Genomic DNA, 16287 nt, shown 5'->3' with positions numbered 1-16287 from the left:
CCTATTGGCGCCTCCAGAGATAGTGCGCGTCCGGCTCTTTCTCCTCGTTCCGGACTCCGTCGGTCTCCTCGACCAGCGTAAATCCACGCATTTCATAAAAGCGCCGCGCGGGCGCGTTGCGCTGGAAGGTCCACAACTCCAGCCGCTCCCAGGCACCCTTGGCGACATCAAGGAGTTCGGTGCCGACGCCGCGCCCCTGGACCGAGGGAAGCACGTAAAGCTGCTCGATCCATCCATCGCGGAAGGCGACAATCCCGTTCAGCTCGTCGCCGTCGAATTGTCCCCACACATGACACGCTGGAAAGACACGCTCGCGGTAGAACCAGCGGTCCTCATCCGGCGTGTGCAACCCGATGAGCCACGGCATCGCCCGGTCGAACGCAATCCGAGGACCTGCGCCGCCGCGCCCATGTCGGCGAGCGCAAGCCGCCTGAGCACTAGTACTCCACCCCGAGCGCATTATAGATCCGCCGGTGCACGGCCGGCAGCGTCTCGGTGAGGTCTTCCGCGATCAGGCCCGGACCCGCCTCGCTACCCGCCTCGCCGTGCATCCAGACGCCGATGCTGGCGGCCTCGAACGACGGCACGCCCTGCGCCAAAAGACCTGCGATGATGCCGGCGAGCACGTCGCCGGCGCCGGCTGTGGCGAGCCAGGGCGGCGCGTTGGCGGCGATGGTGACGCGGCCGTCGGGCGCGGCGATCGTCGTGTCGGGCCCCTTCAGCAGCACCACGGCGCCGGAGCGTTCGGCAGCGGCGCGGACGCGCTCGAGCTTGGAGCGGCCCGGATTCTTGTTGCTGAGGTCGGAGAACAGGCGCGGAAACTCGCCCTCGTGCGGCGTCAGCACCACCGCATTGTCCTGCGACGACTTGATGGATTCGAACAGCCGCTCGGGATTCGCGGCAAAGCTCGTCAGCGCATCCGCATCCAGCACCAGATGCCGCTGCGCCGTCAGCGCAGTGTGCACGAAGTCGCAGGTCCGGTCGCCGACGCCGGTGCCGGGGCCGATGATGCAGGTGTTGTAGCGCTTGTCGCCGAGCAGCTCGCCGAACTCGACCGCGGTGTCGACGGGGCGAACCATGACGGCGGTGAGCGCCGCCGCATTGATCGCAAGCGCATCGCGCGGGCTCGCCAGCGTCACGAGGCCCGCACCGGCCCGCAGCGCGCCGCGCGCGGCGAGCCGCGCAGCGCCGGTCGCTGCCGCATCGCCGGAGACCGCGAGCACATGGCCGCGTGCGTATTTATGACCGTCGATGCGCGGCACCGGAAAGGCTGCGCCCCAGAAATCCGGATCGTTCTCAAAAATCTGCGGCGCGATCTCGTCCAGCACCTGCGCCTCGATGCCGATGTCGGCGACGCGGACATGGCCGCAATGCATCCGGCCAGGCAGCAGCAGATGCGCCGGCTTCTTGCGGAAGAAGGTGACGGTCTCGGTGGCGTTGACCGCGACGCCCAGCACGGCCGCGCTGGTGCCGTTGATGCCGCTCGGCAGGTCGACCGCCAGCACCGGGGCACCGTTGGCGTTGATCGCCTCGATCATCGCGCGCGCCTCGCCGTCGACGGGACGGCTGAGGCCCGCGCCGAACAGCGCGTCGATGATCAGCGCGGGCCGTCCGATCGCCTGTGGATTGAACGGCAGCACCGGATGCTTCCAGCCGCGCGCGGCGGAGGCCGCATCGCCCTGGAGCTGGTCGCGCTCGCACATCAGGATCACCGAAACCTCGCGCCCCTGGGCGGCGAGTTCGGCGGCTGCGACAAAACCATCGCCGCCATTGTTACCGGGGCCGGCCACGATCAGGATCGGCCCCTCCTCCATCAGCGCATGGGCGGCTTCGGCCACGGCCTGGCCCGCGCTCAGCATCAGCTTGAAGCCGGGCGTGCCGGCCGCGATCGAGAGCTGATCGGCCCGCTGCATTTCGGCGTTGGTCAGAACTTCCATGCCACTTCCCTGGTCCAAACGCCTTTTCAACAGGCACATTCCGTGCCGACCCACTGACCGGAACAACGATCTGCACAGATATTGAACCGTTTGCCTATTTCGTAGCCTGAGGTATTTTGCGCGGGTCGGCTCCACCTACAGAGATGCTCGTTAAAAGGCTGATAACGCTCCAATAATCAGGGCATTTGCAACTTGGCATAGACCCTGCTTTCGAGGAAGCCGCTTCGGTTCGTCGTGCTCACTGGCAATCATCAGGGTGTGACCGGCCGTTGTTTGCCGGACTGGTCAGGGTTTCAGGCATAACGAAGACACTATCGTGCGTGAGAAAGCGCATCCTGACGAAGACGTTGCTATTTGATCGAAAGGCCGGGAGGCGCGCAGTGAAGAAAATCGAAGCCATCATCAAGCCATTCAAGCTCGACGAGGTGAAGGAAGCGCTTCAGGAAGTCGGCCTTCAGGGCATCACCGTGACCGAGGCCAAGGGCTTTGGCCGCCAGAAGGGTCACGCCGAGCTCTACCGCGGCGCCGAATACATCGTCGACTTCCTGCCCAAGGTGAAGATCGAGATCGTGATCGGCGACGATCTGGTCGAGCGTGCCATCGACGCGATCCGCCGCGCTGCGCAAACCGGCCGTATCGGCGACGGCAAGATTTTCGTCTCCAACATCGAAGAGGCGATCCGCATCCGGACCGGCGAATCCGGGCTGGACGCTATCTGAGCCGGGTGCTATCCCGCGTTTTGCGACACTCTGACAAGAAAAAGGCTGCTTCGGCGGCCTGATTTCGTTTGTGCGGTCGCGCGCGAACTCGCCAAAAGCGAGAACAATCCTGCTCACCTGGAAACCGTCCCGCAGAGCCAAAAGGGGTATGCATGAAGACCGCCAAAGACGTCCTGAAATCGATCAAGGACAACGACGTGAAATACGTCGACCTGCGCTTCACCGATCCGCGCGGCAAGTGGCAGCACGTGACGTTCGACGTCAGCATGATCGATGAAGACATTTTCGCCGAAGGGACGATGTTCGACGGCTCCTCGATCGCCGGCTGGAAGGCGATCAACGAGTCCGACATGTGCCTGATGCCCGATCCGGTGACCGCGACGATCGATCCGTTCTTCGCCGAGACCACCATGGTCATCACCTGCGACGTGCTCGAGCCGACCACCGGCGAGCCCTACAACCGCGACCCCCGCGGCATCGCCAAGAAGGCGGAAGCCATGGTGAAGTCGATGGGCGTGGGCGACACCGTGTTCGTCGGCCCCGAAGCCGAGTTCTTCGTGTTTGACGACGTCCGCTTCTCCTCCGGCCCCTACAACACCGGCTTCAGGCTCGACTCCTCGGAGCTGCCGACCAACACCGACACGGAATATGAGGGCGGCAATCTCGGCCACCGCATCCGCACCAAGGGCGGCTACTTCCCGGTCCCGCCGCAGGACTCGGTGCAGGACATGCGCTCGGAAATGCTCGGCGCCATGGCCAAGATGGGCGTCAAGGTCGAAAAGCATCACCACGAGGTCGCCTCCGCCCAGCACGAGCTCGGCATGAAGTTCGACACGCTGACGCTGATGGCCGACCATCTGCAGATCTACAAATACTGCATCCACCAAGTCGCGCACATCTACGGCAAGACCGCCACCTTCATGCCGAAGCCGGTCTATGGCGACAACGGTTCGGGCATGCACGTGCACCAGTCGATCTGGAAGGACGGCAAGCCGGTGTTCGCCGGCAACAAATACGCCGACCTGTCGGAGACCTGCCTCAACTACATCGGCGGCATCATCAAGCACGCCAAGGCGATCAACGCCTTCACCAACCCGTCGACCAACTCCTACAAGCGCCTGGTCCCGGGCTATGAGGCTCCCGTGCTGCTCGCCTACTCCGCGCGCAACCGCTCGGCCTCCTGCCGCATCCCCTACACCGCTTCGCCGAAGGCCAAGCGTGTCGAGGTGCGCTTCCCCGATCCGCTCGCCAATCCCTATCTCGGCTTCGCCGCGATGCTGATGGCCGGCCTCGACGGCATCAAGAACAAGATCGATCCGGGTCCGGCGATGGACAAGGACCTCTACGACCTGCCGAAGGAAGAGCTGAAGCAGATCCCGACCGTCTGCGGTTCGCTCCGCGAGGCGCTGGAAAACCTCGACAAGGACCGCGCCTTCCTGAAGGCCGGCGGCGTGTTCGACGACGATTTCATCGACAGCTATATCGAGCTGAAGATGACCGAAGTCGCCCGCTTCGAGATGACCCCGCACCCGGTCGAGTTCGACATGTACTATTCGGGCTAAGCGGCCTGAACTGTCTGCGACAAGCAAGGGGCGCTCCGCGAGGAGCGCCCCTTTGTGTTGGGCGCAAACCTACATCTTCGATCTCGCGACCCGCACCCCGTCGGCCCCGATCGGGCCGAACGTATCTGCAATGATCTCCGGCGTGGGCTGCATGCCGCCGAGCGACCAGTGCGAGGGCTCCTGCTCCTCGATCCTGACCCAGACGTTGCGGCGGAACTCCGGATTGCCCTGACCCTCGACCTCGACCATCAGGTCGGTGACGCGCTCGAGCAGGGTCTTCTTCTGCGCGGCGTCCAGGATGCCGCGGACGGTGGAAATGGTGATGTAGGGCATGTCTCTCTCCAGTCATGTCGTGACGACGGCGCGAATCTGCACCAGGGGCGACCGGGAAGGCAGTGGCGGACAAGACAGAGATCGGGCAATTTCCGCCACGCCTGTCCGCGCCGATCGGATAGGATCGCGGCATCTGCCCGGAGGTCCCATGAAGCTCGCAATTCTGGCGCTGGAAGGCTGCATGCATTCGGCGATATCAGGCGTCGCCGACATCCTGTCGCTCGCCAACCACGTGATGCAGCAGAGCGGCGCAAAAACCCGCTTCGCCTGGCAGACGCTTTCGCTCGACGGCAAGGCCGTGCGCGCCGGCGGCGGCCAGACGGTCGCGGTCGATGGCGCGATCGGCAAGCGCGCGAGCTTCGATGCGATCCTCGTCCCCGGCAACCTCGTCGATCACGTCACCGCCGAACGGCTGCGCCCGCAATATGCCCGCGCCGGCGCCTGGCTGCGGCAACAGCACGCCGGCGGCCGGCTGATCGGCGCGTTTTGCAGCGGCGTGTTCCTGCTTGCGGGCGCAGGCCTGCTCGACAACCGCCGCGCCACCATCACCTGGTGGCTGCAAGGCGAACTGCGCCAGCGCCACCCCACGATCGACCTCGCCGCCGACGCCGTCATCACCACGGCGGACCGCATCGTCTGCGCGGCCGGACCGATGTCGTGGGTCGACCTCCTGCTCAGGCTGATCGAGATGGTGGAAGGCAAGGAGACCGCAAAGCTGTGCGCGGACTACGTCGTCATCGACACCGCGCAGCGCACCCAGTCGATCTTCATGCCGGTCGGCTATCTGCTGTCGCAGGACCCGCTGCTGACAAGGGCCGACCTGCTGGTTCGTCGCACCGGCAAGAGGGCGATGACGGTCAAGCGCCTCGCGGGCGCGCTTGGCCTCAGCGAACGCACGCTGAACCGGAAATTCCAGGAGCTTACGCACGAGCCGCCACAGGCTTTCATCATGCGCCGCCGCGTCGAGCACGCGCGCACGCTGCTGGAGACCACGACGCAGCCGGTCAAGACCATCGCACGCGCGGCCGGCTATGAAGACGAGAGCAGCTTTCGCAAGGCGTTCCGCAAACTGACCCTAATGTCGCCGCAGGCCTATCGCGCGCGGCGGGTGGAGCGGGCCGCGTAGCGGAGGACAGCCGGTCCAGGCCGTTCGCAGGCACCGGCTCGCTTGTGACCCCCGCTATCCCGCCATTGGCACCGTCTCATTTTACCAGTCAATCCCGCGATTATCCGAGACGAAGGTGAGCCTCGAGTGAGGACTGGTCCATGACAGGCCGAGCACCGCACATCCAGCGCCGAACTTCGGTCCGGGACCGGACAGCTCGAATCCAACATCCCCCTGAGCGCGCCCCTCGACCTCGTAAGGAGCCGGCGGACATCCTTTTCGAAAGACGAACGCGGTCCCCTTGATATGCCCGTCGTTCGCCGTCCCCTGGAAAAGCAAGGTGCCTTGATCGATACCGGCCTGCCGCAGGGACGGCTTCGGCTTCTCATAATACATTCGCATTTCACCGCGATTGAACGTCGCGATGATCTCCGAACCGTTGTGCAAGAGATAACTCCTGTCGTGATCAGCGGCGACCACTGCCGTCGTGGATGCGATCACCACGATTAAAGCTGCAGACACAACACGGCGCATACCTCACCTCAAGGGAATGTCAGGAAACTGCTGAAATCGGTCATCGCGAACGAGGCTCGAAATTCGGCGCACGCCCGCCTCACTTATCCGGAAAATTCACCCCGATCTCCGTCACGACCGGCGCAAACTTCACCAGCGCTGCGCTGTCGGAGGCGGCCTTCACGCCGTCGCCCGAGAGCGACCTTGGGGCGCCGGCGTTCTTGCCGAAGCGGATCGCGACGGTGCAGCCGCCTTGCAGCGGCCGGCTGAGCGCGCCGCTTTTCCAGTCGGTGACGAAGCCGCCATAGTCCCAGTCGAAGCCGCTGACCAGAAACGGCTTGCCGTTGGCCTTCTGCACGTCGGCAAGGCTCGATCCGATCGTGACGCCGCCAACGCTCCAGCGGCTGGTCTTGGCGGTGTCGCGCAGGGTCAAGCCGGAGGCGCGTTTGCCCTTGTCGTCGGTGAAGGCAACCTCGATGCGGCGGTCCCTCGCCTTCGGAAACAGCACGACGCCCTTGTATTGCTCGCCCTCGGCGCCCGGCAGGTCCTGCACCACCGCGTCCTTGCCGAAGCGCTGTTTGAGGCTCCGCTCGGTGTCATCGGGTGCGACAGGCGAAGCGCAGGTGATGGGCCCTTCCTGCGGCGGCGCGGACTGGGCCAAGGCGGGGGACGCGAGCAGAACAAGGGCCGTGACGGCGACGATGCGTATCATCGGGATGCAATTCCAATTTCAAAAACGAATTGGACGGTAGCTCGCTTGAGCACAACTCGAAAGCACGATCGCGCCTGGATCGAACGCACTCTATTTCTCACCGTCGCCCTTCGAGGCTCCCAGCGCAGCGCAGATGCACTGCGCTACGCGCACCTCAGGATGACGGAGCTGCGTCAGGCTGGAAACAGCTGGTCCGCGTGCGCGCCGCGGTCTACGCCGTCGCGCGCTGGCGTTCGACGATCGCCTCGCCGAACGCTTCGAACAGCTTGCGGTTGATCGGGTTGCGCTGCGGATCGTATTCGGCGTGCCATTGCACGCCGAGCGCGAAGGTCGGGGCTTCCGCGATGCGGATGGCCTCGATGGTGCCGTCCTCGGCAACGCCCTCGATCAGCACGCGCTTGCCGGGATCGAGGATGCCCTGGCCGTGCAGCGAATTGACCCTGATCTTCTCGCAGCCGAGCAGCGTCGCGAACGCACCGCCGGGCGTGAGGTCGACGTCGTGGCGATCGGCGAACACCACGGTCGGATCGGGGTGGATCTCGCCGTTCTCGAGCCGGGGCATGCGGTGGTTCATGCGGCCCGGGATTTCGCGGATCTCCGGATGCAGCGAGCCGCCGAAGGCGACGTTCATCTCCTGGAGGCCGCGGCAGATGCCGAACAGCGGGATACCGCGGGCGACGCAGGCGACCGAAAGCGCCAGTGCGACCTCGTCCCGGTGGATGTCGTAGGGCTCGTGCGCCGCGCACGGGTCGACGTTGAAACGGGTCGGATGCACGTTGGCGCGGGCGCCGGTCAGGACGATGCCGTCGACGGTGTCGAGCAGCGCACCGATATCGGTGATGTCAGGGGCGCCCGCGAACATCACCGGCAGTCCGCCGGAAACCTCGGCCACGGCGCGCAAATTGCGCTCGCCGACCATCTGGACCTGAAATCGATTTTCGACGCGATGGGCATTTCCGATCACGCCGACGACCGGCTTTCTCATCTTCCGTTCTGGCCTCCCCGTAAGAAGATTCTCCAAACATGCCCCTGGGGTGGAACAAATTCAACAGAAGGGATCGCGGGACGGCAATGCTATTTTCGCGCAAGGGGACGCCGGCAAGCCCCGTCGGCACTTCCGGACGCGGGCGGCGTTGGCTCCCGGCGCAGGACCGGGGCCCGGCAAAGGGCCTCTGCTTGATCCCGGGGCGGATTTCGCGAAAGAGTGCCCCGCCGTCCCGGCGCAAGAAGGATGAGATGTGACCCATTCCCCAGACGAACGCACGTCCACCCGCGGCGACCTGGCCTGGGCGATTTCGGTGGGGGGCATCGGCGTGGTGCTGTTCACCGCCCTGCTCGTCTTCACCTGGTATTTTGCGGCCACCGTGCTGCTGATTTTTGCCGGCGTGCTGCTCGGCCTCGGCCTCAACGCGCTGACCAATGCGCTCGGCCGCCGCGTTCGGCTGCCCCATGCCGCCCGGCTCGCGATCGTCTGCGCGGGGCTCGCCCTGATGCTCGCAGGCGTCGCCTATCTCGGCGGCGCCACCATCGCCGAACAGGCCTCGCTGCTCAGCAAAACCATCAAGTCGCAGCTCGCCAACGTCAAATCCTTCCTCGACGCCCACGGCGTCGACACCAGCTTCTTCGACCTCGGAAGCACCCCGCCCGCCTCCCCGGACGCGACACCGGCCGATTCCAGCCCTTCGCCCGGGCCTACGCCAAAAAACGGACTGTCCGGCGCAGGCGCTCTCGCCTCCAGCGGCGGCGCCATCGTGAGCCAGACCTTCAAGCTGCTGCTCGGCACCATCAGCGCCGTCGGCAACGTCTTCATCGTGCTGTTTCTCGGGCTGGCCTTCGCCGCCCAACCCGGCATCTATCACGACGGCCTGCTGTTCCTCGTGCCGGCCAGGCACCGCACCCGCGCCACCCTCATCGTCGACCGCATCGGCGAGACGCTGGAGCGCTGGCTGATCGCGCAGATCATCGTGATGCTTGCGGTCGGCGCCGTGACCTGGATCGGACTTGCCATCATCGGCATTCCGGGCTCGTTCATCCTGGGGATTCAGGCCGGCCTGCTCGCCTTCATTCCGACGGTGGGCGCCATCATCGCCGGCGTCGTGGTGGTGCTGGCGAGCCTTGCCTCGGGGTGGGTCCCCGCCCTATCGGCCTTTCTGCTCTTCATGGGCGTCCATGCCATGGAAAGCTATGTGCTGACGCCGCTGCTCCAGCGGCAGGCGCTGGACATCCCGCCGGCCACGCTGTTCGCGTTCCAGATCCTGCTCGGCGTCGTGTTCGGAATCTGGGGCCTGGCGCTGGCGCTGCCACTGGTCGCCATCGCCAAGGTCATGATCGACCATTTCAAGACGTATGAGGCGCCGCCTCTGGCAGAGGCGGCGTAAGACGTCGTGAAGCAGCTTAGGTCGTCAGCACGGTCTCGGTGTGCTCGACCTCGGGAGGCGAAGCAAAATACTGGCCGACGAGGCCGCGCCATTCGGTGAAATTCTCGGAGCCGCGGAATCGACGGTGTGGTTCTCCAGCGTCGCCCATTTCACCATCAGGCGGTAGCGCTGCGGCTTCTCGATCGACTTGTGCAGCTCGAAGCCGTGAAAGCCCTTGGAGCGGCCGAACGCGGCCTTGGCCTTGGCGACGGCGGCCTCAAAGTCCTTCTCGCTGCCCGGCTTGACGTCGATTTGTGCGATCTCGGTGATCATCGGTTTCCACCCTTTTTTGTTCGGTGGGGCGTGTCTAGCGCAGCCGGCGACAAAGAAAAAGGCGCCGAAACGGCGCTCTGGTCGGCCCAAAAATGCAGGTCTCTCAGGCGAACAGCAGAACGATGCCTGCCACCATGAGCGCGCAGCCGGCGAACAGCGCGAGCGGCCAATAGCTGCGGCCTTGCGTGTAGCGCCCCTGGGCGCGGCGCTCGGTGATCAGCGCGCTCTCGTATTCCTCCGCCGTCGAGAACAGGCAGGCGAAGCCGCTACGTGCCGAAGCGGCATGCGCTTCGAGCGACATCAGGGCAGCCTGCGGGTTCTGTCGACGGATCGATTCCATGACCGCAATGGTAGGGATCGAATGGTAAACAGGGGATTACCGCAGGCCCCCTTCGGCTCAGGCGGTGGCCGGACGCGCCTGCGACGCCCCGACCCGCGCGGCGCTCTGGCGGCGCCAGTTCTCCAGCGACAGCGGCAACTCCTCCGCCGCCTCGACGCGGTTACGGCCGCCGCGCTTGGCCTGGTAGAGCGCGGTATCGGCCGAGGCCAGCAGCACCTCGAGCTCGGTGCCGGCCGGACCGCCGGCGACGCCGATGCTCACGGTGGTGTCGACCGGGCCTTCATCGACGACGACGCCCGAGGTCTCGAACGCCTCGCGCACGCGCTCGGCCACCAGCACGCCCTCCTCCAGCGAACACGGCAAGAGGGCTGCGAACTCCTCGCCGCCGATGCGGCCCGACATGTCGGTCATCCGCAGATTGCTGACGACGACGGTCGAGAACAGTTTCAGCATCTCGTCGCCGGCGGGATGGCCGAAGCGGTCGTTGATCGACTTGAAGTGGTCGATGTCGAAGATCATCACGGTCACGGGGCGTCCGGCCTTGGCCTCGCGCTCGATGACGCGGCCGCAGGCTTCCGAGAAGCCGCGGCGGTTGAGCATGCCGGTCAGGGGATCGGTGGACGCAGCGGTGCGGTGCGCTGTCACCGTGCGCTCCGACACCAGCATGAAGATCACGAACACGGTGCCGACGGCATAGAGCACCAGCTCGACCGCGAACACGGTGACCCAGATGCTCGAGGAGAAGCCGGCATCATTGGGACGCAGGAAGCTGCCGAGCAGGATCGGCAGCATCAACACGCAGCCGTGCATGACCGGCACCACGAAGGCCGGCCAGCGCCGCTGCAGGCTCTTGCGCCGCTCGACCCAGAGCTCACTCGCGGTCAGCGCCGCATAGATCGAGACGATGCCGGCGCCGACGATCATGCGCAGCATCGCGGCTGCGGGATCGAGCAGCGTGACGGCGGCGACCCAGGCCAGCGCACCGATGAGCAGGCCCGGCCAGTTCGGCTTCCGGCCGTGGAAGACGCGCGCCGCATTCCACACCATGCCGCAGGCGACGAAGCCGACGGCATTTAACGCCAGATAGAGATGCGGACCGAGCTTGTCGCCGGCCGCAGTCCATAGCGCGACGGAGGCGGCACCGAGCAGATAGGCGGTGCCCCACCATTTCAGCGCAGGACTGTTCTCCTGCCTGCCGAAAAATACCATCATGGCGCCGAGCAGTGCGGCGACCATGGTGGCGACCAAATAGAGCGTGATGCTATCGAGCGACATCATGTCGGCCCCCTCTTAGACATAGCAGTTACGCGATCGGCACATCCGATTTGCGCGCCCTTCCAAATGCGACGCTATGTCCCGCGGGTTCCATTCAGGTTTTCACGGACGGCCAAGTTTTCGGGAAACTCGTCTTCAATTTGCACACAAACGAACAGCAAAAAGGGCGCTGAAATCAGCGCCCTTTTGCATCTCATTGAAGCCGCTTTCGCGGCGAATGTGACCGAAGCGATTAACGCTTCGAGAACTGGAAGGACCGGCGGGCCTTGGCCTTGCCGTACTTCTTGCGCTCGACCACGCGCGAGTCGCGGGTGAGGAAGCCGCCCTTCTTGAGGACCGTGCGCAGCTCCGGCTCGAAATAGGTGAGCGCCTTGGAGATGCCGTGACGGACGGCACCGGCCTGGCCGGACAGACCGCCGCCGGCAACCGTGCAGACCACGTCGTACTGGCCCGAACGCGCGGCCACCGAGAACGGCTGCTCGATCATCATGCGCAGCACGGGACGGGCGAAATACACCTCGACTTCGCGCGAGTTGACCGTGACCTTGCCGGCGCCCGGCTTGATCCAGACGCGGGCGACCGCGTCCTTGCGCTTGCCGGTGGCATAGGCGCGGTTGAACTTGTCGACCTTCTTCTCGTGCTTCGGCGCGTCGGGCGCGGCAGCGGTCTTGAGCTGCGAGAGCTGGTCGAGCGACTGGATGGATTCGGCCATGTTATGCGGCCCTCGTGTTCTTGCGGTTCAACTTGGCGATGTCGATCTTCTCGGGCGTCTGCGCCTCGTGCGGATGATCGGCGCCGCCGTAGACACGGAGGTTGCCCATCTGCACGCGACCGAGCGGACCACGCGGGATCATGCGCTCGACGGCCTTCTCGAGCACGCGCTCGGGATGCTTGCCCTCGAGGATCTGGCGCGCGGTGCGCTCCTTGACGTGGCCGACATAGCCGGTGTGCTTGTAATAGGTCTTCTGCTCGCGCTTGCGACCGGTGAGGACCGCATGCTGCGCATTGATGATGATGACGTTGTCGCCGCAATCAACGTGCGGGGTGTAGGTCGGGAGGTGCTTGCCGCGCAGGCGCATGGCGACGATGGTGGCGAGGCGGCCGACGACCAGACCCTTGGCGTCGATCAGCACCCACTTCTTCGTCACCTCAGCCGGCTTTGCCGAAAAGGTTTTCATATCGGAGTTTCCGTGGACGGGAGATATCGGCGCGAACACCGCACCGGACTGCGCGGTTTCTAGAGAAGAGACGCGCAACGGTCAATGCCGGATGACGTGAATTATGTACGCAATATCAATTACTTAAAAATATGGTGCTATATTACCTGCGAAAAGCTCAAACAGTTGGAATGGAATAGGTCGAGGTGACATGGGCGATCGGATCGGGCGAGGTACCGGACAACAGCTTCACCTCCCCGACCGCGAGCCGCTTGCCGAGCTTGAGCAGCCGGGCCTCCGCCAGCACGTCCTGCCCGGGCTGGCCCTTGCGCAGGAAGTTGATGTTGAGATTGGTGGTGACCGCGAGCCCGACCGGCCCGATCGCGGACAGCAGCACCACGTACATCGCGAAATCGGCCAGCGCCATCAGCGTCGGACCGGACACGGTTCCGCCCGGCCGCAGCATCCTTTCGCTGTAGCGCTGGCGCAAAAGGCAGGTCTGGCCGTCGGCGCTTTCGATCGTGATGTCGTCGCCGCTGAAGGCCTGGGGAAACTCGTCACGGAGAAACTGCTCGACCTCCGCCACGCTCATTTTCGCTAATGCCATGCTGATCCCCACCCTCGCTTCATGTCCCCTGTTACATTAAGTTATCTGCGTCATCCAAACGCAATAATCCAACCGGAAACGCTTCGATGTCTGCCCTGGCCGCCCGCGCCCCCTCCCCGCAACCGCCAATTCTGCTGCGCGAAACAATCGGCAGCATCGCGGTTCTCACGCTGAACCGCCCGGCCGCGCGCAACAGCCTGTCGGCAGCGATGATCGCAAGCCTGCATGCCGGACTGAATGAGATCCGCGACGACAAGACGGTCCGCGGCGTGGTGATCGCCGCCAATGGCCCCGCCTTCTCCGCCGGCCACGACATGAAGGAACTGACCGCACGCCGCGCCGACCCCGATCGCGGCCGCGCCTTCTTCGCCGAGATGATGAACGCCTGCAGCGCGATGATGCAGGCGATCGTGCATCTGCCGAAGCCCGTGGTCGCCGCCGTCCAGGGCATCGCCACGGCAGCTGGCTGCCAGCTCGTGGCGAGCTGCGATCTCGCCATCGCCTCCGAAGCTGCGAGCTTCGCCACGCCCGGCGTCGACATCGGCCTGTTCTGCTCGACGCCGATGGTGGCGCTGTCGCGCAACGTGCCGCGCAAGCAGGCGATGGAGATGCTGCTGACGGGCGAGCCCGTCCCAGCCGACCGCGCCCGCGAGATCGGGCTCATCAACCGCGTCGTTGCAAAGGGGACCGAGCGCGACGCCGCGATCGCGCTGGCGGAGCAGGTCGCACTGAAATCGGCCTATACCGTCAAACTCGGCAAGGAGGCGTTCTACCGCCAGGCCGAGATGAGCCTTGCGGACGCCTATCGCTATGCGGCAGAGGTGATGACCGAGAACATGATGGCGCGCGACGCCGAGGAAGGCATCGGCGCCTTCATCGAGAAGCGTCAGCCGACATGGCGGGATGAATGATTCCCGTCATTGCGAGCGAAGCGAAGCAATCCAGAGTCTTTCCGCGGCGACGGCCTGGATTGCTTCGCTGCGCTCGCAATGACAACAAGAAAAGATAAGTGATGAACCACGACGCCTATCCCGACAACTACATCCGCGCCATCCTCAACAGCGTGAAGTCGATCGCGATGGTCGGTGCCTCGCCGGTCAATGTGCGTCCCAGCTATTTCGCGTTCAAGTACCTTTCGCAACGCGGCTACGACATGATCCCGATCAATCCCGGCCATGTCGGCAAGGAGCTGCTCGGCAAGCCCTTCGTCGCCTCGCTGTCCGACATCGGCCATCCCATCGACATGATCGACATTTTTCGCAATTCCAGCCACATCATGCCCGTCGTCGAAGAGGCCCTCACGCTCGATCCGCTGCCGAAGGTGATCTGGATGCAGCTTGGCGCGCGTGACGACGCGGCGGCGGCGAAAGCGGAATCCGTCGGCATCAAGGTCGTGATGAACCGCTGTCCCAAGATCGAATATGGCCGTTTGTCGTCCGAGATCTCGTGGATGGGCGTCAATTCGCGCACGCTCAGCTCCAAGCGCCCGCCGGCACCGACGCAAGGCATGCGCCTATCCCTCAATCGGATGAGTGTCGGTGGTGGCGACACCGCGGCATCCGATCGCGCCGCCAAGAACAAGAGCGAGCAAACCTGACGCACTTGCGAAGGATTCGTTTCGCGAACGCGGCAATGCGTAGCACGGTCGTTCCCAAATCATTCTGATGTGAAGCCGCGCCTTGACGGCAGCCGCGGCGCCGATCAGCATGCCGCGCGATTTCAGACCACAAGAACAGGACGCCCTCAATGAGCGATCGCCTTCCGGGATTTTCAACCCTCGCCGTGCATGCCGGTGCACAGCCCGACCCCACCACCGGTGCGCGCGCGACGCCGATTTATCAAACGACCTCTTTCGTCTTCAACGACGCCGACCACGCCGCCTCGCTGTTCGGCCTGCAGGCGTTCGGCAACATCTATACCCGCATCGGCAATCCCACCAACGCGGTGCTGGAAGAGCGCGTCGCCGCGCTCGAGGGCGGCACCGCCGCACTCGCGGTGGCCTCCGGCCACGCCGCGCAGGTCGTGGTGCTGCAGCAATTGCTCCAGCCCGGCGACGAGTTCATCGCCGCGCGGAAACTCTATGGCGGCTCGATCAACCAGTTCACGCACGCGTTCAAGAGCTTCGGCTGGAATGTGGTGTGGGCCGATTCCGACGACATTGCGAGCTTCGAGCGCGCGATCACGCCGCGCACCAAGGCCATCTTCATCGAGTCCATCGCCAATCCCGGCGGCAGCATCACCGACATCGAGGCGATCTCGACGGTGGCGCGCAAGGCGGGCGTGCCGCTGATCGTCGACAACACCTTGGCCTCGCCCTATCTGATCCGCCCGATCGACCACGGCGCCGACATCGTCGTGCACTCGCTGACGAAATTCCTGGGCGGCCACGGCAATTCGCTCGGCGGTATCATCGTCGATGCCGGCACGTTCGACTGGTCGACCGGCGGCAAATATCCGATGCTCTCGGAGCCGCGGCCCGAATATCACGGCATTCGCCTCCAGGAGACCTTTGGCAATTTCGCCTTCGCGATCGCCTGCCGCGTGCTCGGCCTGCGCGACCTCGGCCCGGCGCTCTCGCCCTTCAACGCCTTCATGATCCTCACCGGCATCGAGACGCTGCCGCTGCGCATGCAGAGGCACTGCGACAATGCCAAGGCGGTCGCCGAATTCCTCGCGGGCCATCCGGCGGTGGCTTCGGTCAGCTATGCGGGCCTTGCCAGCGACAAGTACCACCAGCTGGCGCGCAAATACGCGCCGAAGGGTGCGGGCGCCGTCTTCACCTTCAGTCTCAAGGGCGGCTACGACGCCGGCGTCAGCCTGGTGTCGAAACTGCAGCTGTTCTCGCATCTGGCCAATGTCGGCGACACCCGCTCGCTGGTGATCCATCCGGCCTCGACCACACACAGCCAGCTCGACGACGCCGCGAAGATCAAGTCCGGCGCCGGCCCCGACGTTGTCAGGCTCTCGATCGGCATCGAGGACAAGGAAGATTTGATCGCGGACCTGGAGCAGGCGCTGGGTGCGTAGTTCCCCGTCGTAGAACCGGATGGAGCGCAGCGTAATCCGGGGCCAGACCATATCGTTTCACCGCTCGCGTGGCACGACACCCGGATTGCGTTGCGCTCCATCCGGGCTACTGAATTCCGGGGCGCGAGCGCCCCGGAACCGGCTCCAGTTAACAGTCATTAACCATATCTGCCCCATACATCGTCTTTGGATCGCCCCTTTGATTCGGAGCCGACGATGCTGCGCTGGATGGTGCCTGCCCTTGCGGCCATGCTGACGGTCACGACCGCCGTTGCGGCCGACTTGCCGGCCACGCCGAAGCGGCGGGCCG

Annotated in this window: 17 protein-coding genes and 2 pseudogenes; 7 read left to right on the top strand and 12 right to left on the bottom strand. The window is 64.8% G+C overall.

All coding sequences use genetic code 11. The features are described 5' to 3' along the window. Position 1: 1 nt before the first annotated feature. Both PMI42_RS21605 and PMI42_RS21600 read right to left on the bottom strand, forming a co-directional pair. Positions 2-438: pseudogene (locus PMI42_RS21605) on the bottom strand (GNAT family N-acetyltransferase). Beyond that, positions 438-1937: a bifunctional ADP-dependent NAD(P)H-hydrate dehydratase/NAD(P)H-hydrate epimerase gene (locus tag PMI42_RS21600; protein ID WP_008137980.1), complete on the bottom strand. Its 1500-nt coding sequence runs from the start codon at positions 1935-1937 to the stop codon at positions 438-440. The pseudogene PMI42_RS21605 and the gene PMI42_RS21600 overlap by 1 nt, the downstream one beginning before the upstream one ends. Before the next feature lie 380 nt (positions 1938-2317). On the opposite strand from PMI42_RS21600, the gene PMI42_RS21595 reads away from it, so the two are divergent. After that, a complete protein-coding gene (locus tag PMI42_RS21595; RefSeq protein ID WP_007603495.1) occupies positions 2318-2656 on the top strand; it encodes a P-II family nitrogen regulator in 339 nt (112 codons plus the stop codon). A gap of 152 nt (positions 2657-2808) precedes the next feature. After that, positions 2809-4218, top strand: a complete 1410-nt coding sequence (gene glnA / locus PMI42_RS21590) for a type I glutamate--ammonia ligase (RefSeq protein WP_008137979.1) — start codon at positions 2809-2811, stop codon at positions 4216-4218. A 69-nt stretch (positions 4219-4287) separates the two neighbouring features. On the opposite strand, the gene PMI42_RS21585 is transcribed toward glnA, so the two are convergent. After that, positions 4288-4551 carry a tautomerase family protein gene (locus PMI42_RS21585; RefSeq protein ID WP_008137977.1) on the bottom strand — a complete coding sequence of 88 codons (264 nt, stop codon included), beginning with the start codon at positions 4549-4551 and terminating at the stop codon, positions 4288-4290. Between the two features lie 148 nt (positions 4552-4699). Between PMI42_RS21585 and PMI42_RS21580 the strand changes: the two genes are divergently transcribed. Further along, positions 4700-5677 carry a GlxA family transcriptional regulator gene (locus tag PMI42_RS21580; RefSeq protein ID WP_008137975.1) on the top strand — a complete coding sequence of 326 codons (978 nt, stop codon included), beginning with the start codon at positions 4700-4702 and terminating at the stop codon, positions 5675-5677. Between the two features lie 81 nt (positions 5678-5758). On the opposite strand, the gene PMI42_RS37495 is transcribed toward PMI42_RS21580, so the two are convergent. The 3 genes from PMI42_RS37495 to PMI42_RS21565 form a co-directional block, all read right to left on the bottom strand. Further along, positions 5759-6160, bottom strand: coding sequence for a hypothetical protein (locus PMI42_RS37495; protein WP_157195798.1), 402 nt, complete (start codon positions 6158-6160; stop codon positions 5759-5761). 109 nt (positions 6161-6269) lie between these two features. After that, entirely contained in the window at positions 6270-6881 is a 612-nt protein-coding gene (locus PMI42_RS21570) for a hypothetical protein (protein ID WP_008137972.1), read from the bottom strand. Between the two features lie 211 nt (positions 6882-7092). Next, on the bottom strand, positions 7093-7866 hold the full coding sequence (locus PMI42_RS21565; RefSeq protein WP_008137970.1) for a gamma-glutamyl-gamma-aminobutyrate hydrolase family protein: 774 nt from the start codon (positions 7864-7866) through the stop codon (positions 7093-7095). Between the two features lie 253 nt (positions 7867-8119). Here PMI42_RS21565 and PMI42_RS21560 point away from each other — a divergent pair, with 253 nt between their 5' ends. Continuing rightward, positions 8120-9259, top strand: coding sequence for an AI-2E family transporter (locus tag PMI42_RS21560; protein ID WP_008137968.1), 1140 nt, complete (start codon positions 8120-8122; stop codon positions 9257-9259). 16 nt (positions 9260-9275) lie between these two features. On the opposite strand, the pseudogene PMI42_RS21555 reads toward PMI42_RS21560, so the two are convergent. The 6 genes and pseudogenes from PMI42_RS21555 to PMI42_RS21530 form a co-directional block, all read right to left on the bottom strand. Beyond that, positions 9276-9571, bottom strand: a pseudogene (locus PMI42_RS21555) (antibiotic biosynthesis monooxygenase family protein). 103 nt (positions 9572-9674) lie between these two features. After that, a complete protein-coding gene (locus PMI42_RS21550) occupies positions 9675-9911 on the bottom strand; it encodes a hypothetical protein (RefSeq protein ID WP_035966277.1) in 237 nt (78 codons plus the stop codon). 57 nt (positions 9912-9968) lie between these two features. After that, positions 9969-11189 carry a GGDEF domain-containing protein gene (locus PMI42_RS21545; protein WP_008137964.1) on the bottom strand — a complete coding sequence of 407 codons (1221 nt, stop codon included), beginning with the start codon at positions 11187-11189 and terminating at the stop codon, positions 9969-9971. Between the two features lie 229 nt (positions 11190-11418). Then, positions 11419-11898 (bottom strand): 30S ribosomal protein S9, encoded by a 480-nt coding sequence (gene rpsI / locus PMI42_RS21540; protein WP_008137962.1) that lies wholly within the window; start codon positions 11896-11898, stop codon positions 11419-11421. A 1-nt stretch (position 11899) separates the two neighbouring features. Continuing rightward, positions 11900-12364: a 50S ribosomal protein L13 gene (gene rplM, locus PMI42_RS21535; RefSeq protein WP_008137961.1), complete on the bottom strand. Its 465-nt coding sequence runs from the start codon at positions 12362-12364 to the stop codon at positions 11900-11902. A gap of 157 nt (positions 12365-12521) precedes the next feature. Then, positions 12522-12950, bottom strand: a complete 429-nt coding sequence (locus tag PMI42_RS21530; RefSeq protein WP_008137958.1) for a PaaI family thioesterase — start codon at positions 12948-12950, stop codon at positions 12522-12524. Positions 12951-13036: 86 nt separating this feature from the next. On the opposite strand from PMI42_RS21530, the gene PMI42_RS21525 reads away from it, so the two are divergent. The 3 genes from PMI42_RS21525 (at position 13037) to PMI42_RS21515 (ending at position 15977) form a co-directional block, all read left to right on the top strand. Next, positions 13037-13861 (top strand): enoyl-CoA hydratase, encoded by an 825-nt coding sequence (locus PMI42_RS21525; RefSeq protein ID WP_008137956.1) that lies wholly within the window; start codon positions 13037-13039, stop codon positions 13859-13861. A gap of 101 nt (positions 13862-13962) precedes the next feature. Further along, complete coding sequence (locus PMI42_RS21520) at positions 13963-14547, top strand: CoA-binding protein (RefSeq protein ID WP_008137955.1); 585 nt, start codon at positions 13963-13965, stop codon at positions 14545-14547. A gap of 149 nt (positions 14548-14696) precedes the next feature. Then, the gene (locus PMI42_RS21515) at positions 14697-15977 is read left to right on the top strand and encodes an O-acetylhomoserine aminocarboxypropyltransferase (protein ID WP_008137953.1); all 1281 of its coding nucleotides are present in this window, start codon (positions 14697-14699) and stop codon (positions 15975-15977) included. The last annotated feature ends 310 nt before the right edge of the window (positions 15978-16287 follow it).

The sequence above is a fragment of the Bradyrhizobium sp. YR681 genome (genome assembly GCF_000282615.1).
Lineage (GTDB): Bacteria > Pseudomonadota > Alphaproteobacteria > Rhizobiales > Xanthobacteraceae > Bradyrhizobium.
The sequence above is the reverse complement of the archived record's forward strand: the minus strand, read 5'-3'. Positions and strand labels throughout refer to the sequence as shown.

Bases quoted from the DNA above. Each gene is read 5' to 3' on its own strand.
- PMI42_RS21600 (WP_008137980.1), bottom strand. From the start codon at position 1,937: ATGGAAGTTCTGACCAACGCCGAAATGCAGCGGGCCGATCAGCTCTCG.
- glnA (WP_008137979.1), top strand. From the start codon at position 2,809: ATGAAGACCGCCAAAGACGTCCTGAAATCGATCAAGGACAACGACGTG.
- PMI42_RS21585 (WP_008137977.1), bottom strand. From the start codon at position 4,551: ATGCCCTACATCACCATTTCCACCGTCCGCGGCATCCTGGACGCCGCG.
- PMI42_RS21580 (WP_008137975.1), top strand. From the start codon at position 4,700: ATGAAGCTCGCAATTCTGGCGCTGGAAGGCTGCATGCATTCGGCGATA.
- PMI42_RS21570 (WP_008137972.1), bottom strand. From the start codon at position 6,881: ATGATACGCATCGTCGCCGTCACGGCCCTTGTTCTGCTCGCGTCCCCC.
- PMI42_RS21565 (WP_008137970.1), bottom strand. From the start codon at position 7,866: ATGAGAAAGCCGGTCGTCGGCGTGATCGGAAATGCCCATCGCGTCGAA.
- PMI42_RS21550 (WP_035966277.1), bottom strand. From the start codon at position 9,911: ATGGAATCGATCCGTCGACAGAACCCGCAGGCTGCCCTGATGTCGCTC.
- PMI42_RS21545 (WP_008137964.1), bottom strand. From the start codon at position 11,189: ATGATGTCGCTCGATAGCATCACGCTCTATTTGGTCGCCACCATGGTC.
- rpsI (WP_008137962.1), bottom strand. From the start codon at position 11,898: ATGGCCGAATCCATCCAGTCGCTCGACCAGCTCTCGCAGCTCAAGACC.
- rplM (WP_008137961.1), bottom strand. From the start codon at position 12,364: ATGAAAACCTTTTCGGCAAAGCCGGCTGAGGTGACGAAGAAGTGGGTG.
- PMI42_RS21530 (WP_008137958.1), bottom strand. From the start codon at position 12,950: ATGGCATTAGCGAAAATGAGCGTGGCGGAGGTCGAGCAGTTTCTCCGT.
- PMI42_RS21525 (WP_008137956.1), top strand. From the start codon at position 13,037: ATGTCTGCCCTGGCCGCCCGCGCCCCCTCCCCGCAACCGCCAATTCTG.
- PMI42_RS21520 (WP_008137955.1), top strand. From the start codon at position 13,963: ATGAACCACGACGCCTATCCCGACAACTACATCCGCGCCATCCTCAAC.
- PMI42_RS21515 (WP_008137953.1), top strand. From the start codon at position 14,697: ATGAGCGATCGCCTTCCGGGATTTTCAACCCTCGCCGTGCATGCCGGT.